Source organism: Pseudomonas sp. MPB23, assembly GCF_046605395.1.
Lineage (GTDB): Bacteria > Pseudomonadota > Gammaproteobacteria > Pseudomonadales > Pseudomonadaceae > Aquipseudomonas.
The window spans coordinates 4,045,168-4,069,298 of sequence record NZ_CP176771.1; the positions used below are offsets into that span (position 1 = coordinate 4,045,168).

A 24,131-nucleotide genomic window follows, 5' to 3' on the forward strand; every position below is an offset into this window, starting at 1 on the left:
AAGTTGCCTGCGCCATTTATCTATTACCGATTGCAACAAGGCTTTAGGAACGTCACTCTGTATGCATAACCAGTATTTGATCAATGCGCACCATGGCCAATCCCCTCGAAGACCCGCTCTATTACCTGCATAACTTCCGTCAGGTCCTGCATTGGCTGGGGCAACGCTATGCCGATCTGCTTGATCCTGACGAACAGCATTTCATTCAGCAATTTGACAGGTTGCCGCAGCCCTCCCAGGCGCTGCTGGTGCGCATGGTGATGCGCAAGGGCGTGCATTTCCGTGCGAGCAAACTCAATTACCTGGAGATCGGTTGCCCTCACGCGGCAGCCGGGCCGCTGCTGGAACTGGGTTGGCTCGACGCAGGATGCCCGCTGACGTTCGAGGCGCTGTTCGCCTTGCTGCAGAAGGGCGAAATCCTGGCGGCGTTCAAGCCCTGGATCGACCAGCCCAAGGGCAACAAAGCCGACTGGCTGGTGGGATTGGCGGCGCAGTTGGGCGAATCGCGCAGTTTTGCCCAATGGTGCCCCGACCTGGCCGACACGCTGTACAGCCTCACGGTGATGGACTTGTGCGACCGCCTGCGCCTGATGTTTTTCGGCAACTTGCATCAGGACTGGTCTGAGTTCGTGCTGGCCGATCTGGGCATCTATACCTATGAAAAAGTCGCGTTCTGCGCCGAGTCCCGGGGCTTGCGCAGCCGTGCGGACGTACACGGGTTTCTGTTCCTGCACCACTGTCAGCAGGCGTTTGAAAGCGGTGAGGCGTTGGCGGACGTGTTGTCCCGTGTCGCAACGCTGAGCACCGACAACCCCTGGCTGGAAAAACGCCGGGCCAAACTGTTGTTCCAGGCGGGCCAGTATTGCGAGCGCTGCGCCGACCTGGACCTGGCCGAGCAGATCTACCGCGCCTGCGCCTATCCCGGCGCCAGGTCGCGGCTGATTCGTGTGCTGGAGCGCCAGGAGGAGTACGCCCAGGCCCTGGCCCTGGCGAACGCCGCACACCAGGCTCCGGAAAGCGCCGCCGAGCAGCAGCACCTGTTGCGTGTGCTGCCACGCCTGCGGCGCAAACTGGGCGAGCCGGCCATGCCCAAGGCCAAGCCTCGGGCGGTCACGCGCCTGGACCTGGCCCTCACGCCGCCGGAGCCGCCGATGTCGGTGGAATACTGCGTGCAGGCCCACCTGAGCGAACCGGATGCGCCCGTGCACTACGTGGAAAACGGCCTGATCAATTCGTTGTTCGGCCTGTTGTGCTGGGAGGCGATTTTCGCGCCGCTGCCGGGCGCGTTTTTCCACCCGTTCCAGCGCGGGCCGGCGGACCTGCACAGCGAAGACTTCCATCAACGCCGGGCGCCCTTGTTCGCCGCGTGTTTCGAGCAACTGCGGGATGAGCGTTACAAGGCCACCATTCGCCAGCGCTACCGCGAAAAATGCGGTATCCAGTCGCCGTTCGTGTTCTGGAACCTGCTCAGCGAGGACCTGCTGGAACAGGCCCTGGCCTGCCTGCCCGCCGAGCACCTGCGCTGCTGGTTCGAGCGGCTGCTGCTGGATATCCGCGCCAACCGCGCCGGCATGCCGGACCTGATCCAGTTCTGGCCGGCGCAGAAGACCTACCGCATGATCGAGGTCAAGGGCCCCGGTGACCGCCTGCAGGACAACCAGCTACGTTGGCTGGAATTCTGCGGCGAATACCAGATGCCCGTGACCGTCTGCTACGTGCGCTGGGCGGAGCAACCGGCTTGACCTATCACGTGGCCGTGCGGGCGTTGTGTGAGTTCACTGCCAAGGTCGGCGACCTGGACCTGCGCTTCACCCCGTCGCCCAGCGCCCAGGAAGGCATCGTCGGCCACCGCACCGTGGCTTCGCGGCGCAACGCGCATTACCAGAACGAAGTGGCCCTGGAAGGCGAGTACCGGCAACTCAAGGTCAAGGGCAGGGCGGACGGCTATGACCCGGACGCCAACCGCCTGGATGAAGTGAAGACCTATCGCGGCGACCTCGACGCCCAGCCCGCCAACCACCGGCAACTGCACTGGGCCCAGGTCAAGGTCTATGGCTGGCTGATGTGCCAGAAACTCGGCCTCGGCGAGATCAACCTGGCGCTGGTGTACTTCGACATCGTCGGCGAAGGCGAAACCCTGCTCAGCCAACGCTTCCAGGCCGCCGAGCTGGAGGCGTTCTTCAACCGTCAATGCACGCTGTTCCTCGGCTGGGCCGAGCAGGAAATGCAGCACCGCGACGCGCGTAACCGTGCCGCGCAAAGCCTGGCGTTCCCCCATGCCGACTTCCGTCCCGGCCAGCGCGTCCTCGCCGAATCGGTGTACAAGGCCGTCAGCACCGGCCGTTGCCTGATGGCCCAGGCGCCCACCGGCATCGGCAAAACCATCGGCACGATCTTCCCGCTGCTCAAGGCCCTTGCGCCCCAGCAACTGGACAAGGTGTTCTTTCTCACCGCCAAGACCCCAGGGCGCACACTCGCCCTCGACGCGTCACAGGTACTGTTCGCCAGCAGCCCCGACCTGCAACTGCGCGTGCTGGAGCTGGTGGCGCGGGACAAAGCCTGCGAACACCTGGACAAAGCCTGCCACGGCGATTCCTGCCCCTTGGCCAAGGGCTTCTACGATCGCTTGCCCGCCGCCCGCATCGCCGCCGCCAACGTGCGCCTGCTGAACCAGCGCAACCTGCGCGACGTGGCCCTGGCCCATGCTGTCTGCCCCTATTACTTGAGCCAGGAAATGGCGCGCTGGGCCGACCTGGTGGTCGCCGACTACAACTACTATTTCGATTTTGGCGCCATGCTTTTCGGCCTGGCGCAGCTCAACCAATGGCGTGTGGCGGTGCTGGTGGACGAGGCCCACAACCTGGTGGAGCGCGCCCGCTCGATGTACAGCGCCAGCCTCGATCAGTACAGCCTCAAGACCCTGCGCGCCAGTGCCCCCGAGCCCCTGAAGAAACCCTTGCAGCGCCTCAACCGTGAATGGAATGCCTTGCACAAGGACCAGGTCGCGCCGTATCAGGCCTACGCCGCCCGCCCGGAAAAACTCCTGCAAGCCCTGAGCCTGTGCGCCAGCGCCATGGGCGACTACTTCAATGACCATCCCGAGGCGCTGGCCGGGGAGCTGCAAGCCTTCTACTTTGAAGCACTGCAATTTGCCAAGGTCGCCGAACTGTTCAACGAGCACTTCATCTTCGATATCAGCAAGCGCGCGTTCAGCGCCACGCGCAGCAGCTCGACCCTGTGCCTGCGCAATGTGGTGCCCGCCGAATTCATCCGCCCGCGACTGACGGCGGCGCGCAGCAGCGTGTTGTTTTCCGCCACGCTGAGCCCACGCCATTACTACGCCGACCTGCTGGGGCTGCCGGCGGACACGGCCTGGGTCGATGTGGAATCGCCGTTCAAATCCGAGCAACTGCGCGTGCGCATCGTCGATGAAATTTCCACCCGTTTCGTACATCGGGACGCCTCACTGGCCCCCATCGTCGAGCTGATTGCCCGCCAGTTCATGCAGCAACCGGGCAATTACCTGGCGTTTTTCTCAAGCTTCGATTACCTGCAACAGGTGGCGCAACGGCTGGCCGAACGGCACCCGCAGATCGAGCTGTGGCAGCAGTCACGCGGTATGGCCGAAACCGAGCGCCGGGCGTTTCTCGAGCAGTTCACCGAACACAGCCAGGGCATCGGCTTCGCCGTGCTCGGCGGTGCGTTCGGCGAAGGCATCGATTTGCCCGGCGCGCGTTTGATCGGCGCGTTCATCGCCACCCTGGGGTTGCCGCAACTGAACCCGGTCAACGAACAGATGAAGCAGCGCATGGGCGCGATCTTCGGCTCCGGTTACGACTACACCTACTTGTACCCCGGTATCCAGAAAGTCGTGCAGGCGGCGGGTCGGGTGATCCGCAGCCAGCAGGACAAAGGCGTGGTGATGTTGATCGACGATCGGTTCGGCGAAGCGCGGGTGCGGCAACTGTTGCCGCGATGGTGGGCGATAGCGACCGACTGACCGCGTTACGCCGCCTGATTCAGACCACCTCCAGATACGAGCTATGAATCGCCCGCGCCAACTCGCGCACAGTGTCGATGAATTCCGTCAGGCGGCTGTGCAAGCCATCTTCGAGGATTTCGTCGATGCCGGTATAACGCAGCCGCGCTTCGAACTCTGCGGCCAAGCGCTGCGCGGTGCGGCCATAACTGCCCGGCAAGTCCGCCAGAATATGGCTCAGTTCCTCGATACAGGCATGCAACGAACGCGGCACATCACTGCGCAACAGCAGCAACTCGGATACCGAGCGTGCATTCAACGCATTCGGGTACAGCTCCGTATAGGCCTCGAATGATGACAACGCGCGCAGCAGGGCGCTCCACTGGTAATAACCGCGTGCCGAGAGGTCGCTGACTTCTTCGGATTCCTCGCCGAACATCTCATAGCGCGCATCCAGCAGGCGCAGGGTGTTGTCGGCGCGCTCGACGAAGGTGCCCAGGCGAATGAACCGATAGGCGTCGTTGCGCATGATGGTGCCGGAGGTCGCACCGCGGAACAGGTGCGAACGCTGCTTGACCCAGTCGCAGAAGTGGCTGATGCCATGTCGCGCCAGGCCGCCGGCGGCGATGCTGCGCATTTCCAGCCAGGTGGCGTTGAGGTTTTCCCACATGTCGGCGGTGATGCGCCCGCGCACCGCATGGGCATTGCCCCGTGCGGCGCGCAGGCAGTTGTAGATGCTGGCGGGGTTTTCTTCGTCGAGGGCGAAGAAGTGCAGCATGCGCTCGGCATCCAGTTGCTGGTGGCGTTCCAGGTAACTGTCCAGGGTGCCGCTGCTGAGCAATGACATCGCCAGTTCGTCCAGGCCATCGTTGCGCCCGGCCTGGGGCATCAATGACAGTGAATAACTGACTTCCAACATGCGCGCCAGGTTCTCGGCGCGCTCAAGGTAACGGGACATCCAGTACAGATCCGCGGCGGTTCTACTCAACATACTCAGCCCTCCACCACCCAGGTGTCCTTGGTTCCGCCGCCTTGCGACGAGTTGACGATCAGCGAGCCTTCACGCAGGGCGACCCGCGTGAGACCACCGGGCACCAGGCGGGTTTCCTTGCCCGACAGCACAAAGGGCCGCAGGTCGATATGCCGGGGCGCGATGCCGTTTTCGACAAAGGTGGGGCAGGTGGACAGGCTCAGGGTCGGTTGGGCGATGTATGCATGAGGACGTGCCTTGATGCGTTGGCGGAAGTCTTCGATTTCGGCGGCGGTGGACGCGGGCCCCACCAGCATGCCGTAGCCACCGGAGCCCTGGGTTTCCTTGACCACCAATTCCGGCAGATGGGCCAGCACATGGGACAGTTCATCCGGCTTGCGGCACTGGAAGGTCGGCACGTTTTGCAGGATCGGTTCTTCGTCCAGGTAGAAGCGGATCATTTCCGGCACATAGGGGTAGATCGACTTGTCGTCCGCGACGCCGGTGCCGATGGCATTGGCCAGCACCACGTTGCCGGCGCAATACGCCGCGACCAGGCCGGGCACGCCGAGCATGGAGTCGGGGTTGAACGCCTGTGGGTCGAGGAACGCGTCGTCGATCCGGCGGTAGATCACGTCCACCGCCTTGGGCCCGTCGGTGGTGCGCATGAAGACCTTGAGGTCGTGCACGAACAGGTCGGCGCCTTCCACCAGCTCCACGCCCATTTCCCGCGCCAGGAACGCATGTTCGAAGAATGCGCTGTTAAAGCGTCCGGGGGTCAGCACCACCACGTTGGGGTTGTCCAGGCGGCTTGAGCTTTTGAGGGTCTTGAGCAGCAGGTTGGGGTAGTGGTCCACCGGCGCGATGCGCTGCTTGGCGAACACTTCGGGGAACAGGCGCATCATCATCTTGCGGTCTTCGAGCATGTAGCTCACGCCGCTGGGAGTGCGCAGGTTGTCTTCGAGCACGTAGTAGGTGCCGTCGCCGTCGCGTACCAGGTCGACGCCGGAGATGTGCGAATAGATATCACGGTGCAGGTCCAGGCCGACCATGGCCTTCTGATAGCCCTCGTTGCCCAGCACCTGGTCCGCCGGAATGATCCCGGCCTTGATAATGCGCTGGTCGTGGTAGATGTCGGCGAGGAACATGTTCAGCGCATTGACCCGCTGGATACAGCCGCGTTCGATCACGTTCCATTCGCTGGCGGGGATGCTGCGCGGGATGATGTCGAAGGGGATCAGGCGTTCGGTGTCTTGCTCGTCGCCATAGAGGGTGAAGGTGATCCCGGCGCGATGGAACAGCAAATCGGCTTCGCGACGACGCTGGGCCAGCAATTCTGGCGGCGTATTGGCCAGCCAGCGGGAGAAATCCTGATAGTGCGCACGGCACACGCCGTTTGCGTCATTCATTTCATCAAAGAAAGATCGAGCCATTTCATTACCTTGTCAGTGCCAAAGGAAGCCTTGGGTGGCACTGCCGCTTTAAAAAACGCATTTTTTTATGAGCCCGTGGCAGAGGGTGCCAACAGGCCTGGTCCTTACTTTCTTATGGGGTCGGCTCTGGGTCGGGGGGTAACGAATGTTCCTGTATTCGGGCAGATGAACACATAAAGCAATGCCTGTGCCGAAACCCCCTTCAGCCCGCTATCAATTCCCCGTAGGAGCGAGCTTGCTCGCGAAAAACCCAAGAACACCGCATTTATCCAAAATGCGCGCGTCATCGTCAGCGACCTTCGCGAGCAAGCTCGCTCCTCCAGTGAAGCCCTGCGCCCCAACTTGGTGCAAGAAACCGCCGCCCCCGAGGTCCCGGAAAACGACTACAGTCCAGACTTCAAGCCCAAGCCTGAAACCGATGCCGATATCGACCCCCAAGGCGGACAAAGGAGACGGTCATGTCAGAAAAACCGCAAACAGAACCGGAAGAAGAACTCAACGACCCGGGCAATGAAGACCCAGGTTCACTGATGGACGATGCACAAGTGCCGCTCAGCGAGCCCGATGAAACGGCCGATGCAGGCGAGACACAACCACCCAAGTAACGCCCTCATAGGCGTTTTCGACGCAACCCCGCCGGCACCGGTTCGAGGACCGCAGCCGGCGGTGGGTTCAATCTGACTCAAACCGTTGAAACATCTGGTAGCAGCCCAAGTTGGAACAATTTCGTACGCAGTGATCACCCAATAACGACAGCATCGCTGGAAGACATCACGCGATGTTGGGAAATCTCTCCGTCAAACTTTCGCACTTGGCTGATCATGACTATCCAACCGCCAAACTCATCTGCTCTCACGCCCGTTGTCACTGCGCCGTCCTCCAAAGGCTGGGAGCGCGCCGCCGATACCTATACGTTGAAAACTACTCAGGACAGGTTCATCGAAAACATCACGAAGGATGTGAACAGCGGCAGCCTGCGTCCCGAGGCGAACGCGCTGCTCGATGCCGTATTGTCGCCAGGCAAGCGCGGCCTGCCTAAAGTGCAGGTCAAGACCTTCGCCGTGGATGGCATCCAGGCCAAGGACATCATGGTTATCCAGCGCGAACCGCCGGTACCCGATGGCCCGAATATCGTGCTGTACATCCCGGAGAAAGAGGGCAGCTCGTTTCAGGCGTTCAACACGCTCAAGGACATGAACGCCTGGTTGAAAGCGCTGGCCGCCGATCCAAAACGGCTGGAGACCTTCAGTCAGCACTTTGCCGAGGACGGGTCGCCGGCAAGGCAGGCGCGGCTCATCGATACGATGACGCGCTTCAAAGACGACGACATCAACGCCATCGTGGGCCCCTACGCCAATGAAGGCAGCGATATCTTCAAGCGCCTGGATAACGCCCCCTCGGCCCCGCCGGGTTCAGTCAATGGTTTGACGAATATCAAGCAAGAGCGCTTCAGTCCTGAAGGGCGGGTGCTGTATTCCGGGCAACGTGCCGATGGCGAGAAAGTCTTATTTATGTATGACGCCTACGGCAACCTGCTGGGCGAAGACCAGAAAAAGAACTTCTATTTTGTGAAGAACGGCCTGAACAGTCACAAGCCACTGATGCCCATGACCATTGATGAGTTCAAAACCAAGGTTCAGAACGAAGCTGCCAACAACGTGGGGGCCAACGATATCCGCGGGCTCTACGACGAGTTGCTGGCTCACCTTCAACATCCTTTTTACGGGATGGGCGATGCATTGCAGGTGTTCGGCGTGAATAAAAATACCGCAGACACCGTTGAGCGGTATTTCGACAACCCGTTCAGCGCATTGCTGGTCGATTTGAACAAAAACAACCAGATCGGCAAGGTGTTCGGTCTGGACAAAGCCTCCATGGACGCCGATCTCAAAAGCGCCGGAGACTTCGCCCAGGGCTTCGTTCCAAGCTACGGCCAAGCTAGAATGCTCGGCGGTTTGCTGACCAAAGCGCTTAAAAACGAGCCCCTCAGTGACCAGGAGACACGTGACCTCGCCGATAGTCTGGCGCTCAAACCTGACAGCCTGGCCAGAAGAAACCTGTCGGCGAAGCCATCGCCAGTGCCCGCCCGATTCAATAAACCCATTGAGCTACCTGAACCCCCCTCGGTCGCCAAGGTCGCCCCCCCCGGGCGTGTCGACGGTTTGCTCGACGGTCTGTTCGACAGTTGGTTCGGTAGGCATAGCACCCCGCCTAATATCCACCTCAACGACCACTTCAGAATCCGGGTCGAAGAGATGCAAAGCGGTGCCCAAGCCCAGGCTTATGAGCGGGGGTATACCAGCGGTAAACCGGAAGATATTCCGGGCTATTCGTCGGGAATGAAAGCCAATGAAATCAAAACGCTGGCGTTGAAACCAGAGAGGACACCTGAAGAAGTAGGCGCACTGGTCAAGGGTCTGGAGAAAATCAAGTCGACAAAAAGCCTCAATGATTACCTGCATTTCAAGACCGAAACCCAAGCCGCCGGCGGAAGCGCCAGGGGAATGCCCCAGGACTTCTATTTGAGTAACGTCGATGTGCTGAGCACCGGGGAATGTGCGGCGTTGTCGAACACGATGGCGTTGGCGATCGAGCAAGGCAAGGAAGATGTCTTCATCGACAACTTGTTCAAGGCTGCCGCGCGGTCGAAAGACCCGGCAGTGGCCAAATTCAGAAAGGACCTGGATTCACTGCACACCAACCTGGCCTATAACTATCACAGCGGAGCGAAGGTCAGCCGGCTCACACATCGGGAGATCATGTCCGAACTGGCCAATGCTCCCCATTCCAAAACGCTCAGGATCAGTGATGAGGGGCATGGGGTCATTGCGGGCGTCACCGTCGATAACAACAATAAATCGTTCTTCTTCTATGACCCGAACTTCGGGATGGCGAAATTCCCGACCCAGGCCTCCATGGAGCAAGGGCTCGACAGCCTGCTGAGGAGCGGCAAGGTGGGGCGGACCCGCAAACCGTTCGGCAATGACCCGGCGCTACCGAAGTACGACGTGAGCGAGTTCAAGGATACCGATTTCTACCTCCACAGCGGGCGGGTGAACCCCATTGGCCTTTTCAACAAACCGTTGTAGATCGGCAACCGTCCTAGCGCTCCAGTAACAGCCGCTCTAAGGTTGCGACCGGCAGCGGGCGACTGAACAGGTAGCCCTGAATCTGGTCGCAGCCGGCTTCTTTCAAGAACGCCAGTTGCGCCTGGGTTTCCACGCCTTCGGCCACCACCCGCAAGTTCAGGCTATGGGCCAGTTCGATAATGGTGCGGGTGATGGCCGCATCCTGTGGGTTGCTGGTGACTTCACGGATGAACGCGATGTCGATTTTCAGCGTGTCGATGGGAAAGCGCCGCAGGTACGCCAGGCTGGAGTACCCGGTGCCGAAGTCGTCGATGGAGATCTTCACGCCCATGGCGCGCAGGCGCTGCAGGCTGGCGATGGTGTGTTGGGTGTTTTCCATCAGCGAGCCTTCGGTCAGCTCGACCTCCAGGCAATGGGGCGCTACCCCGAGCGTGGCGAGCGCCGAGGCGATGTCGGCGATCAGGTCGCCCTCGATCAATTGATGGCCGGATACGTTCACGGAGACTTCCACGGCACCGATCGGGGTGCGTTGCCACGTTGCAATCTGCTGGCAAACGCTGTCGATCACCCAGCGTCCCACCGCCACGATCAATCCCAGGCTTTCCAGGATGGGCACGAACACGGCCGGAGACACCGCGCCATAACCCGGTCGATCCCAGCGCAGCAGTGCTTCCAGCGCGCAGATCCGCCCGCTGGCCAGTTCGATCTTGGGTTGGTAATGCAGGGTGAATTCCTGGCGTGCCACCGCTTGGCGCAGGGCGTTTTCCAGATCCTGGCGGGCCAGGTCGTGCACATGCATGTGCGCGGTTTCGTCGTTCTGATGGCGCAGTTGCTGTTCGAGCATCAGGCTGTGGTTTTTCAACTGGTCGCCGTGAGCCTTGAGCCGCAGCAGGTTGCGGACCCGCAACCATAACTCGATGCGTTCCACGGGCTTGCTGATGAATTCCTCGGCGCCGGTCTGCAGGCCATTGATACGGGCGCTCGATTCACTCAGGGCCGAGAGCATGATGATCGGAATGCTGGCCGTGGTCTCGTCGCCCTTGAGTTGGCTGGCGACTTCGTAACCGTCCATGCCCGGCATCATGATGTCCAACAGGATCAAGTCGGGAGGGCGCCGTGCAATCAGGTCCAGCGCTTCTTCGCCGCTGCCCGCGCTCATGGTCTGGTAGCCCTCGTGCTGTAGCAGGGTTTCCAGCAGCTTGCGAATCTGCGGTTCGTCATCGACGATCAAGAGCGTTGCGGGTTGGCTGGCCATGGAGAGGACTCATGTGAGGGGTGTGTTGTTGTCTTGCAGCAGTGTGTCGATCACCTGGTACAGCTCTTTGTAGCGCAGCGGCTTGATGATGTAGGCGTCGCAGCCGGCCAGCCGGGTCTTTTCGCGGTCTTCCTTCATGGCCATGGCGGTCAGGGCGATCACTGGGATATGGGCGGTGAGCGGATCGCGCTTGAGCAGCGCGGTGGCGGCCAGGCCGTCCATGCCCGGCAACTGGATATCCATCAGGATCAGCGCCGGTTGCTGTTCACGGGCCAGGGTCAGGCCGGTCTCGGCATCGGCGGCCCATTGCACCGTGTGCCCGGCGTTGACCAGCAACAGTCGCGCCAGGCGCATATTGGCCTCGTTGTCTTCGACGATCAGGATGTTGGCCATGCGGCCTCCGAGGCGCGGTGCAACGGCAGCCATACCACAAACCGCGCGCCCAGGCCGGCCTGGCTGGCGACCGCGACGCTGCCGCCGTGCAGGTCGGTCAGTTGCTTGACCATCGCCAGGCCCAGGCCCGTGCCTTCGAATTTGCGCGCCAGGCTGCTGTCGATCTGGCTGAAGGCCTTGAACAGCTTGCCCATGTCGTCCTCGGCAATGCCGATACCGGTGTCGCTGACGCTCAATTCGAGAAATGACTGCTGGGCGCTGGGCTGCAAGGCAAAACCGTGTACCGGCCAGTCGCCGGGAATCCGGCCGACCTGTTCGCGGGCCACCTGGCGCACCGCCAGGGTCACCGAGCTGCCGTGTTCGCTGAACTTCACCGCATTGGCCAGCAGGTTGTAGACGATCTGCTTGGTCTTGCGCAGGTCCAGCAGCAGCGTGCCGAAGTCGTCCTGGCAGTCGAGCTTCAACTGGATACGCTGCAGGGCGGCCTTTTCGCGCACGATCAACAGGCTGTTGGCCAGCAAGCCGGCGAGCTCCACGACTTCCAGCTCCAGGTCCATCATCCCGGCCTCGACTTTGGACAGGTCAAGGATGTCGTTGATCAGCGACAGCAAATGCTGGCCGCTGGTGAAAATGTCGCCGATGTACTCGCGCTGTACTTCGCTCATCTCGCCCACCAGCCCATCCTTCAGGGCCTCGGAAAACCCGATGACTGCATTCAACGGGGTGCGCAGTTCATGGGACATGGTGGCGAGAAACTCGGACTTCATGTGGCTGGCATGTTCCAGTTCCAGATTCTTTTCTTCCAGGGCGCGTTCAAAACCCTTGCGCTCGATTTCTTCCTGCTTGCGCGCCGTGTTGTCGGTGCCGATCAACAGGTAGCCGATGATCGTGTCATGGCGGTTGCGCAGGGCGGTCACCGAGACCATGGCCGACAGGCGGCTGCCATCCTTACGGATATAGGTGAGTTCGTAGATGTCTTCGATGCCACGGGACGCCTTGAACACCAAGGCTTCGAAACCTGGCGTGATGGGGGTGTCGAGTTCCAGGCTGAGGGCCGCGGCGCGGGTGATCAATTCGACAGGGTCGGAGATGTCGGCGGGGGTGATGCGGTTGAGCACATCGGCGGCGGCATAGCCGAGCATGCGTTCGGCGCCGACATTGAAGATCTGGATCACACCCTTTTCGTCGGTGGCGATGCTGGAGAAGTGCGCGCTGTTAAAGATCGCGTCTTGCAGGGCGCCGGCCTTGAGCAGGGTTTTCTGGCGTTTGAACTCGACGATCTTTTCGGCCCGTGATTGGGCTTCGGGCGGGGTGCCAAGGGCTGGTTTGTCCACTGCGCTGTTTTCCATGCAGGTCAGGCCTGGCCGCGTCGGTGACAGGGCCGCAGAGCATGCTCACAGAAAATCGCGTGAACGCGATGAGGAGGAGATGAGGTCCCTGGACAATAGCAGATCGCGCGCGCAGCACGTTACACATACACTCAAACGGGTGTATGACGGAAAAGGGCGGCAGCCCGCCCTTTTTATCGCGTGACGAGGCTCAGAGCACGATGCTGCTGATCACCTGGGTGCTGTCGTCCGGGTCAGTGATGGTATGAAACCCCAGAGCGTGGGTCAGCTCACGCAGCGCTGTGTTGGTCGCCGCATCCACGGTGTACATCAACTTGAAGCCGTTTTTGCGGGCAGCGGTCATCAGGTGCTGCATCAAAATGCGGCCCAGCCCCAGATGCTGCCAAGGGTCGGCGACGGTCACCGCACACTCGCATTCTTCCTCACGGGCGGCGGCGTAACGGGCGACACCGATTTCGATCAACTGGCCGTTGTCGTGCACCAGCGCGATAAATGCCACGCGTTGCTGATTGTCGACATCCATCAGTTGATCGAGCAGGTTTTTGCCGGGCTCGTTGATTTCCCCCAGAAAGCGCGCGTGCCGCGACTCGCGAGACAACCCCTTGATGAAGTTGTACTCCCGTTCACGGTCTTCGACCGTCAGCGGACGCACCAGCACATGGCGGCCATCGTCGAGTTGTTCGATCCAGTGTTCATGGGGAATGGCCGCATAGGCGGCAGCGGCTTGCCTGTTGTGTTCTGCAATGGTGGGCATAGCGTAACCTCCAGGGATGGGACGGGTTTGGGACAGCGCCCTTTCAGTTGGTTTGTACGCCTTTACCGGACGGCAAAGCTGATATGGATCAGATCAGTGTTACTCCGGACCATGGCGATGACAGCCGGCAATAAACCCCTTGAGTTGCGCCAGGTCGAGAATCTCGACGTTGCGCCCGCTGATATGCACCAGGCCCAGTTTGCGCAACTGCGCGATACTGCGGCACACCGTCTCCAGTCGCAGGCCCAGATAGGAGCCGATTTCTTCGCGTCTCATGCGTAATACAAAAGAGCGCGCCGAATAACCGCGCCGACTCATCCGCGCCGACAGGTTCAATACAAAGGCAGACAGTCGCTCGTCGGCGTTCATATTGCCCATTTGCAATAACATGCTGTGATCGCGAACGATTTCGCGGCTCATGATTTTGTTCAAGTTATGTTGCAGCGACGGTATCTGACTGGCCAGTCGTTCCAGTTGACTGAAATGCAGCGGGCACACTTCGCTGTCTTCTAGGGCGATGGCATGGCAGGCGTGCTTGTCGGCGCTGATAGCGTCCAGGCCGAGCATTTCCCCGGCCATTTGAAAGCCGGTGACTTGTTCACGACCGTCCACGGACAGTATGCAAGTCTTGAAAAAACCGGTGTGCACCGCATACAACGAGCGCAGAGGGTCTGCGGTGCGATACAACGAAGTGCCTTTTTTGATTTTGAGCCGTTGGGGAATCAGCGTATCCAAGCGGCCCACTTCGGCTTCTGTCAGGCCGATGGGCAAGCACAACTCCAAAACGCTGCAATTGGCGCAGGCTGTTTTTAAATGTTGGGCTTGTACAAGAAAAGGTGTTGACTTCATGCCGAAAGCCTCTTGCACACAGAGATTCTCTTTCCACTAAACATCCAAGCGCCAGGAAAAGATAGGTGCAAGTTCGACTTCCGCAAGTTCCTCGTTGTATTCGAGCGGAAAGTGCCGCAATACATCTATTCAAACGAGTGTATTGGCGGGTTTCCCCCGCTGCGAACGTTGCAGCGAGGGGCGCGGATCTACGCCGTTTCAGTCGATCATCTGCGGTTCGACCATCCACACGCTGCACGGCATCTTGTACAACAGCGATTCAGCGGTACTACCCAGCAGGCGCGACAAGCCGCGATGACCGACGCGCCCCATGACGATCACATCGACGTTATAGGCATCGGCATAACTGGACAGCACTTTCGCCGGGTTGCCCAGGATCATATGGCGTTGCGCCGGCGGGATACCGTTGCGTGTAGCCAGTTCATTGAACGCCTGGCCCTGTTCATCGAACAGGCGTTTGGCGGCCACCGAAGAGAAAAACCCGGCGCCGGTGCCAAACCCATACTGCTGGGCGCTCAGGTCCGACAGGTCATGGGCATAAATCACGTCCACCTCGGCATTGCAGGCCGTGGCCAGCTTGGCGGCCTCGTGCAGGATGCGATCGTTGAGGCTGTTATAGGCTTCCTCGTGATGAAACGGGTCGACCGCCGCCACAATCCTGCGCGGCAGTGCGTGCAGCGCGGTGCTGACAAAATGCAGCGGCACCGGGCATTCGCGAATCAGGTGCACGTCCAGCGGCGTGAACATCAACCGCGACAGCAGTGACTGATGCTCCAACGCCTTGATCACCACGGCCATCGGCTCTTCCTTGAGGCGCACCAGAATCTCCTGCAACGGGCGCTCCACCCAGGCCACTTCGGTGGTGACGGTCAGGCCGAGTTTGCGCAAGGGCCTGGCCTGATCTTCCAGCCACTGGTGATGACGCTCCACGTAGCCGATGCGCATCTGTTCCAGCGCCTGCTCGTTGACCAGGCCAGCGGTGGCCAGACCTTCCAGGTAGTCGAAGGCCAGGATGTGCAGCGCCGCGCCGTCAGCTTTGGCCAGGGCGGCGGCCCGGTCGAACGCCGGGCTGTGCTCCATCAATGGCGAAACCAGCAGCAAGTAACGATCTTGAGCGGACATGGGCGATCTCCCTTGGGTAACCCGTGGATAGCATCGGCAGTGATGCCTGCTTTAAATAATGGCGTCGGGCGTCGTCGGCGGTTTGATTTGCATCAAGTCGGCTTGCGCCTGGGGCACGCTCAGCGACACCCGGTCGGGCGGGTCGATCAATCCGGGGATAGTTGATCGTGATCAACTCGTGTGGGGGCGGCACGGGGCAGTCTGGTCACCCATCGGATTTTCCCAGGCGCAGGAGATCACCCCCGTGGCAACCATGAGAGCAGCTGTTTTCGTTGAGAAAAACCGCATCGTGCTGGAGGACAAGCCCATCCCCGAAGTCGGTCCGCTGGACGCCTTGGTGCGGATCACCACCACGACGATCTGCGGCACCGACGTGCATATCCTGCGTGGCGAGTACCCGGTGGCCAAAGGGTTGACCGTGGGCCACGAACCAGTGGGCGTGATCGAGCGGCTGGGCTCTCAGGTACGCGGTTTCGTCGAGGGCCAACGCGTGATTGCCGGGGCCATCACCCCCAGCGGGCAAAGTTATGCCTGCCTGTGCGGCTGCGGCTCCCAGGACGGTCCCGACACGCGCCACGGTTTTCGTGCGGCCGGCGGTTGGAAATTCGGCAATACCCTCGATGGCTGCCAGGCCGAATATGTGCTGGTGCCCGATGCACTGGCCAACCTGTGCCCGATCCCCGACGGCCTGAGCGATGAACAAGTGCTGATGTGCCCGGACATCATGTCTACCGGGTTTTCCGGCGCCGAGCGCGGCGAGGTGAACATCGGCGATACGGTGGTGGTGTTCGCCCTGGGCCCGATTGGCCTGTGTGCGGTGGCCGGGGCACGGCTCAAAGGCGCGTCCATGATCATTGGCGTGGACGGTGTCGCCGAACGCATGAACGTCGCGCGCGGCCTCGGTGCCACCCATATCGTCGACTTCAAGAAAGGCAACGTGGTCGAGCAGATCATGGCGTTGACCGACGGTCGAGGGGCGGATGTCGCCATCGAGGCCCTCGGCACCCAAGGCACGTTCGAGTCGGCACTGCGGGTGTTGCGCCCCGGTGGACGGGTGTCCAGCCTGGGGGTGTACTCCAGCGACTTGCACATTCCCTATGACGCATTCGGCGCAGGGCTGGCGGATTACAGCATCGTCTCGACCCTGTGCCCTGGCGGCAAGGAGCGCATGCGGCGCTTGATGGCCGTGGTGGCCAGCGGCGGAGTGGACCTGTCGCCCCTGGTGACGCACCGCTTCAAGCTCGACGAGATCGAAGCCGCCTATGAGCTGTTTGCCCACCAGCGCGACGGCGTGTTGAAAGTCGCGATTACTCCGTGAGGGCGCCCGTGGGGCGCCAGTCGAGGCCAAGGATGCCGGGATGACAGACACCTTGGGACTGGCCGGCGCCGCCGCCGCGCTGGGCATCGGCATGCTGGTGGGGCTTGAGCGCGAGCGTCACAAGGGGCAGGGCGAGCACCGGGCCTTTGCCGGTTTTCGCACCTATTCGATCACCGCGCTGCTTGGCTACGTCACCTTGCAGGTCGGCGGCGCCGTGTTGTTGGGATTGATCGCGGTGTGCCTGGCCGTGCTCGCCAGCACCGCTTACTGGAAGACCCAGGACAAAGACCCCGGCATTACCAGTGAAGTGGCGTTGTTCACGGTGCTGGTGCTCGGCGCCCTGTGTGGGATCGCTCCCGCGCTGGCCACGGCCATCGGCGTGGTCATAGCCGGCCTGTTGGTGTACCGCCAGAGGCTGCATGAGTTCGCCCGCAGTCAATTGACCGACGCCGAGATGCGTGACGGCCTGTTGCTGCTGATTGTGGCGCTGGTGGTGTTGCCACTGGCGCCGGACCGTTACATCGGCCCCTATGGCGCGCTGAACCCGCGCACCATCTGCACCCTGACCGTGTTGTTGATGGCGATCGGCGCGGTGGGGCATATTGCCGTGCGCGCCCTCGGCCCTCGTTACGGCTACGCCGTCGGCGCCATTGCGTCGGGGTTCGCCTCCAGTACCGTGACCATTGCCACCATGGGCCGGCTTGTCGCCAAGGAGCCGGACCACTTACGCACGCTCGCAGCTGCGGCGATCTTCTCGAATATAGCGACGGTGGCCCAGGCGGGGATGATCCTCGGTACCGTGGGGCCGGCGTTGCTGGTGAAGATGGCCTGGCCGCTGCTCGCCGGGCTGGCCGCTACGCTGCTGTACGGGGCGGGTTTGATGCTGCGCACGGGGACGGTGCCGGCCCGCCAGGCCATTGAAGTCGGCGGCGCGTTCGATCTCAAGCTGGCGCTGCTCATGGTGTTGATGCTGACCGGAATTACGTTTGTGTCATCGGTGATGCTGCATCACTTCGGTCAAGTGGGCGTGATGTTGACCGCCACCCTGAGCGGCTTCGCCGACGCCCACGCGTCTACCGCCTCGATTGCCGCCCTGGCTACCAGCGGCCAGCTCTCCCTGGACGCTGCGGCCATCCCCATATTGCTGGCGATCAGTTGCAACTCGGTGAGTAAGTGCCTGGTGGCCTGGGTCAGCGGCGGGCGTCGATTCGCGGCCTATGTGATCGCCGGCCAGGTGTTGCTGACCGGCGCGATGTGGCTGGGCACACTGGCCAGCTAGCCGGCGCTGAAAACCCGATCAGCCCGGAATTTCCAGGCTGGCCCGCAGGCCGCCGGCCGCCAGGTTGTCCAGACGCACCAGCCCACCCAGGCGCTGGGCGATGGTTTGTACGATGGTCAGGCCCAGTCCCGCCCCCTGCGCATTACCGCGGCTGTAAAAACGCTCGAAGAGCCGGTCGCGCTGGCTTTCGTCGATGCCGGGGCCCTGGTCGTCGACGGTCAGGACGAAACGCTGGGCGTTTTTGTGCAATCCCACGGTGATCACTCCGTTTTCCGGGGAAAAGTTCGCGGCATTGGTGACCAGATTGGTCAGGGCGATATTGATTGCGGAGGCATCGGTGCTGACGGTGTAGGCGTCGTCGTCGACATCGAACACTAATTCCAGGCCCTTGCTCAGCAGCCACGGCGTCAGTTGGATCAAGGTTTCGCGTACCGTGGCCGCCAGGTCGATCGTCTGTACCGGTGGCCGCCCGCCGCTCGGCTCCAGGCGCGCCATGGTCAGCAGTTGGTTGACCAGGCGGCTGGTACGGTCGACGCCGGTGATCAGAAAGGCCAGGGATTCGCGCCGCTCGGCTTCGGTCCCGGCTTCCAGCAGGTTCTGCGCATGCACCCGCAATACCGCCAGGGGCGTGCGCATTTCGTGGGCGGCGTCGGCGATAAAGCGCCGTTCGCGGCCAATCATGTCCTGGATTTGCGCGAGCATGCGGTTCAACGCCGCCTGCATCGGCTCAAGCTCCGTGGGCAGCGGGGTGAGCAGCATCGGTTCGAGGGAACCGGAGTGCCGCGCGCGCAGGGTGGCCGCCATATCGGCCAAGGGCTTGAGGCCCCAGCCGATGGCCAGCCAGACCATTGCCGCGAGGATCAGGCTGCCCAGCACATTGGGCCATAACGTGTGACGCACAATGCGCTCGACCAGATCCGAGCGCACATCGTCACGCTCACCGACCCAGATCCGCAGGCCGTTGTCCTTGTCCTTGAGCACAAAGCCGCGCCATTCGCGCCCGCTCACGTCGTCGACATTGCTGTAGCCCGGCTCGGTGGGCGGTGTGGTAAACGACGGGGCACTACGGGTGAACACCAGGCGTTCGCCCTGGGCATTCCAGACCTGGAAAGCGATTTTGCTTTCATACGGGTGCCCATCTACCTTAGGCACGGCATCGGCGAGGGCTTTGTTGAAGGCGCGATACAACTCGGAACGGTCCTGGCTGGCCAGCGGCATGCTCATCACGCCCTGGAGCAATCGGGCGTTCTGCGCCAGTTGGGCGTCATAGACTTCGGCGATTTCGTGGTTGCTGTCATGCAGGTTGAGCGCGCTGATCAACAGCAGCCCGGCGAGCAGCAAGCCGATGATCAGCGTCAGGGTACGGCGCCGGATGGAGGTCATCGTTGCTCCTCCACCAGGTAGCCGACGCCGCGCACGGTGCGGATCAGGTCACTGGAAAATTTCTTGCGCAGGTGATGGATATGCACCTCCAGGGTGTTGCTCTCGGCTTCTTCGTTCCAGCCGTAAAGCAGTTGCATCAACTGGTCGCGGGTCATGACGCGACCCGGCGGCGAGAGCAATTCATGCAGTAGCTGGTATTCCTTGGGGGTCAGCAGCACCGGTTCGCCGTGGTAGCTGACCTGTTGCGTGCTGGGGTCCAGGCTGATGCCGGCGTGTTCGATGAGTACCCGTGCGCGCCCGGCGCTGCGCCGCAGCAAGGCGCGCAAGCGCGCCTTGAGTTCGGCCAGGTCGAAGGGTTTGATCAAGTAGTCATCGGCACCGGCGTCCAGCCCGGCGATGCGGTCTTCGGTGGCATCACGCGCGGTGAGAATCAACACCGGCAAGCAGCCGCCGCTGTCGCGCAGGCGACGCAGCACCTCCAGCCCGTCCATGCGCGGCAGGCCCAGGTCGAGCACCACCACGTCGAACGTTTCGCTGAGCAGCGCATGCAATGCGCTGCTGCCGTCTTGCAGCCAATCGACGGTGTATCCCTCGCGAACCAGCGCCTGGTGAATACCTTCACCCAATGCCACGTCATCCTCGATCAGTAATAGGCGCACGCAGACTCCTGTCAGTTGAGTTTTTTGTTGATGTCGGCCAGCACGCTTTCGATTTCTTTGCGGCGCCCGGCGTCGGCGGTTTCCCGGCCCGGCCGAGGCGCGGCCTGCAGGGCTTTTTGCAGGGCGTCACGGGCTTCGGGGTAGCGTTTCTGCCGGTACAGGTGGTCGCCCCAGAAGTACAGACTATCAATGCCCGTCGGGTTCAGTTGCAAGGCCTGCTTGAGTAACTGTTCCGCCTTGTCGGCATCGCCGAAGCCGATCGGCCAGCCGGGCACGCGATCATACAGGGCTGCGAGGCTGGTGTAGGCCGAACCTTGCAGGGCCTTGGGGTCCAGCGCCAGGGCTTTTTCCAGATCGGCCTTGGCCGCCTTGACCTTGCTCAATGCACCCAGCCCGCCCTGGGCGCCGGCCCAACTGCTGCTGACGATCCCGGACCAGATCCAGGCTTCGGCCACCTGCGGACGTGCCTGGGTAAAGGCCGTCGCCTGGCCGGCGAGTTGCTCAAAGGCCTGGGGGCGTTGTTCCTCGGGCAAGTTGTATTGAATATGCGCCCAACGCGTCTGGATGTCCGCCAGGCGTTGTTGGTCGCTGGCGTCCAGCGCCCAGGTAAGGGGACTCAAGGCAATCAGGAGCAGTGCGGCGAACAGGCGTTTCATGGAGTAGGGTCCTTTTTCACGGGTTTGGCGCTCAATCGACGAATCAGCGGCAGTTGTTTGCGCAGGCTACGGTCCACCAGGTTCGGCAGCAGGCTATTGAGGCGTACGAAGAACCGCTCCGGCCAGCCCAGGTACAAGTCGCGGCGTTCGCTGGCAATCGCCTGGACCACCGCCGACGCCACGGTGTGCGGGTCGTCGACGTTGGACTTGAGCGCATCGTTCAAGGCCTGTGCCTCTGAGCTGTTCATGCTGGTGCGGGTGGCGCGCGGTGCCACATACAGCACGCCGACCCGCGTGTCGGCCAACTCCCGGCGCAAAGCTTCGGAAAACCCGCGCAAGGCAAACTTGCTGGCGCAGTAGGTGGCATAGCCGGGGTAGCCGATGGAGCCATACGTGGAGCCGACATTGACCACCATCGCGCTCGCCGCTTGCTTGAGCAGCGGCAACAGCAGCTTGGTCAGGCAGATCGGCGCGGTGATGTTCAACGCGAGCATCTCGCTGATTTCGGCGTCATCGAGCTGTTCGAGCATGGTGAAGTGATTGATCCCGGCGGCGTTGACCAGCAGGTTGACGCCGCCGATGGCTTCGGCGGCGGCCAGCACTTTGCGCCGGTCGGTGAGGAAGGTCAGGTCGGCGCTCACCCAGCACAGTTGCTCGGGGTACTGCGCCAACAGGACTTCCAGCGGTGCGCGATGACGGGCCACGGCGAGGACATGGGCACCTCTGGCGCACAGTGCGGTGGCAATCGCCAGGCCAATGCCGCCGCTGGCGCCGGTCAGCACCACGCGAGCGTCAGACAGGCGCATGGGGAGCCTCCCCGATACGCGGCAGGTTGCGGAACATGTCGGTGTAGAGCGCGTACACCACCTTGGAAGCGCGGATCACGGCCGCCTGGTCGTCGGGATCGTCCAGCGTGTTCATCAGGCGGCGATAGGTCTCCATGTGCCCGATGTCCAGGGAACCGTGGGAACTCAGGTAGCTGAAGGCCGCTTCCGGCAGTTGCAGGTGGTCGCGGATGCTGCCGGCGGCATGGGTGGCCAGGGCGATACTGGTGCCTTCCAGCACGTTGACCATGCCGAACAGGCCGACCGGGTTGTCACGGGCGATCAAGTCATAGAGGTAGCTGACCATCAACTCGATGGGCAGGCCCGGACGTCCGTCGCGTATCGCGTCTGCGTCGCCACCGCAGGCGGCGATGTCATTGAGCACCCATTGTTCGTGGCCATACTCGTCCTCGATGTACTCGCAGACGGCCTTGCGCAGCCATTCCAGGCGCGAAGGCAGGCGCGCGCCGCAGGCCATCATCAACGGCACGGTGTGGCGTACGTGGTAGTAGGCCTGGGCGAGAAATTGGCGATAGCTTTCCAGGGCGACCTTGCCCTCCAGGGCATCGCGGATGATCGGCAGGCTGAACAGCGCCTGGCGTTCCTGTTGGGTGGCGTCTTGCAGCGTGTCGAAAAAATTCACGATGAGGTTTCCTCGTTGAGTGCAGGGGTAAATCGGGCTTGATAACGCGCGACGATGGCGTCGCGGCGTGGCCGGCCGTTGGCGGTGAGCAAGCCATTGGCGGCGGTAAAGGGTTCTTGCAGGCGCGTCCAGCCATGCACCTGGGCGTAGTCGGGCAGACCGGCGTTGACCGCGTCCACGGCGGCGGCCAGTTGGGCGTCGCTGCAGTCGGGGCGATGGGGCCAGAGCAGGGCGTGGTTCTGTGGCAGGGCTTCGCCGTACACGAACGCCTGGGCGATGACGCCACCCTGGGTCAGTTCGGCCTCGACCCAATCGGGGTTGACGTTGCGCCCATAACTGGTGACGAACTGATGTTTCTTGCGGCCCTTGAGGTAGAGAAACCCGTCCTCGTCGAAGGCGCCGAGGTCGCCGCTGGGCCACCATTGTGCTGGCGGTTCGGCTTGTCCCAGATAACCGAGCAGGGTCGAGCCCTTGATCAGCACTTCACCGTCTTCGGCCAGGCGGATTTCTACATGGGGCAAGGGTTTGCCGACGCTGCCTGGCCGCTGCGCGTCGGGCAGGTTGAGGCAGACCACCGAAGCGCATTCCGACAGCCCATAACCTTCGAACACCGGCACGCCCAGGCGCTGCGCACGTTGCAACAAAGCCTTGGACACCCGAGCACCGCCCACCGCCGCAAAGCGCAGGCCCTGGGGGCTGAAGGCCTTCTGCTCGGCGGCGATCACCAGCATCAGCAACAACTGTGGCACCAGGATCAGGCTGTGGGGCTGGCGCATCGCCAGGCAACCGAGCAACTGCGCCGCGTCCACCGCGCTGGCGCCGTGGATGCCAAGGGTCTTCTGGCTCGGCACACTCAAGGTGGCGCCGGCATACAGGGCGGCGTAGCACCCCAGGTTTTCCAGCAGAATCGCGATCGGCAACAGCGCCAGGTGGTGGCGTGGATCAGTCACATGGCTGGCCTGATGCAACTCGCGGGCAACCCGCAACAGGCTGTCGGCACTCAGGCACACGCCCTTGGGCGCGCCGGTGGTGCCGGACGTGAAGGTGATCTTGGCGGTGTCCAGTGGCAGCGCGGGGTGGCCGGTGAAACTGCGGCGCCAGAACTCGCCGGATTGACGGTAACCGGCGTCGAGCAATTCGCCCGCCAGTTCCGGCTCGGCGATCACCAGTTCGGCGTGACTCTGCGCCAGGCAATGGGCACGCTGGGCCGGGCTGAAGAACGGCGGCAGGGTCAGGCAGGTCAACCCCTCGAACAGCACGGCCAGGTCCCAGAGCATGGCGTCCACACCATTGTCCAGGGCCAGCGCCACCACCTTCACGCCGGCATCGCTCAGGCGTTGCTGGCGATACGCGACCTCGGCGAACAGCGCGGTGTAATCCATTTTCAGGCTATCGCCCCACAGGGCGATGGTGCCGTCATTGCGTTCGGCATAACCGCGCAGCACGGCATGGAAACGGCGGGTTTCAGGCGACATGGCTGGTGTCCTCATTCGTGGTTGGCAACCCCAGGCGCGAAAACAGGCCCATGTTGCGCAAATGGGTGAACCCGGCGCGGATATTGCCGACGTGCACCCAGGGTTGGCTTTCGTAATAACTGCCCCACTGATGACGCTCGTCGCCCAGGCGCTGCGGGTCGGCCGCGCACAGGGTGACCGGCTTCAAACCGAGGCGGTGGAAACTGTTGACCAGGCCGATATTGCCGGTGAACGCCACCCATTCCAGGCCGGCCGTGGCCAGCAGCCAGGTGATCGCGATGATGCTCAGGCGTGCACTGCCGGTATCGCTGGCGGCCAGGTTGCCCACCTCGGCGATGGCGTTGCGTGCCACGGGTTGGTCGGCGGCGGCGCTGATCAGTGGCTCGATGGGGTGATCCAGGTAACGCTCCAGGAACAACGGCTCGTCTCCCGCCAGCCGCACGCCGGCCACGGCACACAACTCGCCGTCGGCCTGGCTGACACCGAACAGCTGGGGCATGAAATGGCGGATATCGGCACCGTGGGCGAGACGAAAGCGCTGCTGGATAAAGGCTTCGTACATCGGGCGTTCGGCGTCTTGTGGCAGGGCGCGGGAGAGGCGCATTTTTGCGCCGTCGGCAGGGCCGAAAAGCAGGGGCAGGGGAATGTTCCAATCAATACCGGGCATTGGCGTAAAGCCTCCCATGTGAAGTTGGGAGAAG

At 62.2% G+C, this 24,131-nt stretch carries 21 protein-coding genes; 6 read left to right on the forward strand and 15 right to left on the reverse strand.

Going from position 1 to position 24,131, the window contains the following annotated elements:
- The first annotated feature begins 92 nt into the window (after positions 1 to 92).
- Positions 93 to 1,742, forward strand: a complete 1,650-nt coding sequence (locus tag ACLH0J_RS18315; protein ID WP_411388456.1) for a VRR-NUC domain-containing protein — start codon at positions 93 to 95, stop codon at positions 1,740 to 1,742.
- Positions 1,739 to 4,000: an ATP-dependent DNA helicase gene (locus ACLH0J_RS18320; protein WP_411388457.1), complete on the forward strand. Its 2,262-nt coding sequence runs from the start codon at positions 1,739 to 1,741 to the stop codon at positions 3,998 to 4,000. Before ACLH0J_RS18315 ends, ACLH0J_RS18320 begins: the two co-directional genes overlap by 4 nt.
- A 19-nt stretch (positions 4,001 to 4,019) precedes the next feature.
- Here the strand turns inward: ACLH0J_RS18320 and ACLH0J_RS18325 are convergent, their stop codons facing one another.
- Entirely contained in the window at positions 4,020 to 4,970 is a 951-nt protein-coding gene (locus tag ACLH0J_RS18325) for an alpha-E domain-containing protein (RefSeq protein ID WP_411388458.1), read from the reverse strand.
- Between the two features lie 2 nt (positions 4,971 to 4,972).
- Positions 4,973 to 6,382 (reverse strand): circularly permuted type 2 ATP-grasp protein, encoded by a 1,410-nt coding sequence (locus tag ACLH0J_RS18330; RefSeq protein ID WP_411388459.1) that lies wholly within the window; start codon positions 6,380 to 6,382, stop codon positions 4,973 to 4,975.
- A 458-nt stretch (positions 6,383 to 6,840) separates the two neighbouring features.
- On the opposite strand from ACLH0J_RS18330, the gene ACLH0J_RS18335 reads away from it, so the two are divergent.
- Together ACLH0J_RS18335 and ACLH0J_RS18340 are read left to right on the forward strand one after the other, a co-directional pair.
- On the forward strand, positions 6,841 to 6,987 hold the full coding sequence (locus ACLH0J_RS18335; RefSeq protein WP_411388460.1) for a hypothetical protein: 147 nt from the start codon (positions 6,841 to 6,843) through the stop codon (positions 6,985 to 6,987).
- A 216-nt stretch (positions 6,988 to 7,203) separates the two neighbouring features.
- Positions 7,204 to 9,471, forward strand: coding sequence for a dermonecrotic toxin domain-containing protein (locus tag ACLH0J_RS18340; protein ID WP_411388461.1), 2,268 nt, complete (start codon positions 7,204 to 7,206; stop codon positions 9,469 to 9,471).
- 13 nt (positions 9,472 to 9,484) lie between these two features.
- Here ACLH0J_RS18340 and ACLH0J_RS18345 read toward each other — a convergent pair whose 3' ends face one another.
- The 6 genes from ACLH0J_RS18345 to ACLH0J_RS18370 form a co-directional block, all read right to left on the reverse strand.
- On the reverse strand, positions 9,485 to 10,726 hold the full coding sequence (locus ACLH0J_RS18345) for an EAL domain-containing protein (RefSeq protein ID WP_411388462.1): 1,242 nt from the start codon (positions 10,724 to 10,726) through the stop codon (positions 9,485 to 9,487).
- A gap of 9 nt (positions 10,727 to 10,735) precedes the next feature.
- Positions 10,736 to 11,119: a response regulator gene (locus ACLH0J_RS18350; protein ID WP_411388463.1), complete on the reverse strand. Its 384-nt coding sequence runs from the start codon at positions 11,117 to 11,119 to the stop codon at positions 10,736 to 10,738.
- Complete coding sequence (locus ACLH0J_RS18355; RefSeq protein WP_411388464.1) at positions 11,104 to 12,468, reverse strand: sensor histidine kinase; 1,365 nt, start codon at positions 12,466 to 12,468, stop codon at positions 11,104 to 11,106. Before ACLH0J_RS18355 ends, ACLH0J_RS18350 begins: the two co-directional genes overlap by 16 nt.
- A 190-nt stretch (positions 12,469 to 12,658) precedes the next feature.
- Positions 12,659 to 13,222: an N-acetyltransferase family protein gene (locus tag ACLH0J_RS18360; RefSeq protein WP_411388465.1), complete on the reverse strand. Its 564-nt coding sequence runs from the start codon at positions 13,220 to 13,222 to the stop codon at positions 12,659 to 12,661.
- A gap of 99 nt (positions 13,223 to 13,321) precedes the next feature.
- Positions 13,322 to 14,071, reverse strand: a complete 750-nt coding sequence (locus ACLH0J_RS18365; protein WP_411388466.1) for a helix-turn-helix domain-containing protein — start codon at positions 14,069 to 14,071, stop codon at positions 13,322 to 13,324.
- A 198-nt stretch (positions 14,072 to 14,269) separates the two neighbouring features.
- The gene (locus ACLH0J_RS18370) at positions 14,270 to 15,193 is read right to left on the reverse strand and encodes a universal stress protein (RefSeq protein WP_411388467.1); all 924 of its coding nucleotides are present in this window, start codon (positions 15,191 to 15,193) and stop codon (positions 14,270 to 14,272) included.
- 244 nt (positions 15,194 to 15,437) lie between these two features.
- On the opposite strand from ACLH0J_RS18370, the gene ACLH0J_RS18375 reads away from it, so the two are divergent.
- Together ACLH0J_RS18375 and ACLH0J_RS18380 are read left to right on the forward strand one after the other, a co-directional pair.
- Positions 15,438 to 16,511, forward strand: coding sequence for an NAD(P)-dependent alcohol dehydrogenase (locus ACLH0J_RS18375; RefSeq protein ID WP_411388468.1), 1,074 nt, complete (start codon positions 15,438 to 15,440; stop codon positions 16,509 to 16,511).
- Between the two features lie 40 nt (positions 16,512 to 16,551).
- Positions 16,552 to 17,790: an MgtC/SapB family protein gene (locus ACLH0J_RS18380; protein ID WP_411388469.1), complete on the forward strand. Its 1,239-nt coding sequence runs from the start codon at positions 16,552 to 16,554 to the stop codon at positions 17,788 to 17,790.
- A gap of 18 nt (positions 17,791 to 17,808) precedes the next feature.
- Here ACLH0J_RS18380 and ACLH0J_RS18385 read toward each other — a convergent pair whose 3' ends face one another.
- Genes ACLH0J_RS18385 through ACLH0J_RS18415 form a run of 7 tightly spaced genes read right to left on the reverse strand, consistent with a single transcriptional unit; the run spans position 17,809 to position 24,097 of the window.
- Positions 17,809 to 19,173: an ATP-binding protein gene (locus ACLH0J_RS18385; protein WP_411388470.1), complete on the reverse strand. Its 1,365-nt coding sequence runs from the start codon at positions 19,171 to 19,173 to the stop codon at positions 17,809 to 17,811.
- Positions 19,170 to 19,832, reverse strand: a complete 663-nt coding sequence (locus ACLH0J_RS18390; protein WP_411388471.1) for a response regulator — start codon at positions 19,830 to 19,832, stop codon at positions 19,170 to 19,172. Before ACLH0J_RS18390 ends, ACLH0J_RS18385 begins: the two co-directional genes overlap by 4 nt.
- A gap of 11 nt (positions 19,833 to 19,843) precedes the next feature.
- Positions 19,844 to 20,488 carry a tetratricopeptide repeat protein gene (locus tag ACLH0J_RS18395; RefSeq protein WP_411388472.1) on the reverse strand — a complete coding sequence of 215 codons (645 nt, stop codon included), beginning with the start codon at positions 20,486 to 20,488 and terminating at the stop codon, positions 19,844 to 19,846.
- Positions 20,485 to 21,294, reverse strand: a complete 810-nt coding sequence (locus ACLH0J_RS18400; RefSeq protein WP_411388473.1) for an SDR family oxidoreductase — start codon at positions 21,292 to 21,294, stop codon at positions 20,485 to 20,487. Before ACLH0J_RS18400 ends, ACLH0J_RS18395 begins: the two co-directional genes overlap by 4 nt.
- On the reverse strand, positions 21,281 to 21,955 hold the full coding sequence (locus ACLH0J_RS18405) for a TenA family transcriptional regulator (protein WP_411388474.1): 675 nt from the start codon (positions 21,953 to 21,955) through the stop codon (positions 21,281 to 21,283). The genes ACLH0J_RS18400 and ACLH0J_RS18405 overlap by 14 nt, the downstream gene beginning before the upstream one ends.
- A complete protein-coding gene (locus ACLH0J_RS18410; protein ID WP_411388475.1) occupies positions 21,952 to 23,430 on the reverse strand; it encodes an AMP-binding protein in 1,479 nt (492 codons plus the stop codon). The genes ACLH0J_RS18405 and ACLH0J_RS18410 overlap by 4 nt, the downstream gene beginning before the upstream one ends.
- Positions 23,420 to 24,097 (reverse strand): thermostable hemolysin, encoded by a 678-nt coding sequence (locus tag ACLH0J_RS18415; RefSeq protein WP_411388476.1) that lies wholly within the window; start codon positions 24,095 to 24,097, stop codon positions 23,420 to 23,422. The genes ACLH0J_RS18410 and ACLH0J_RS18415 overlap by 11 nt, the downstream gene beginning before the upstream one ends.
- Positions 24,098 to 24,131: the final 34 nt, after the last annotated feature.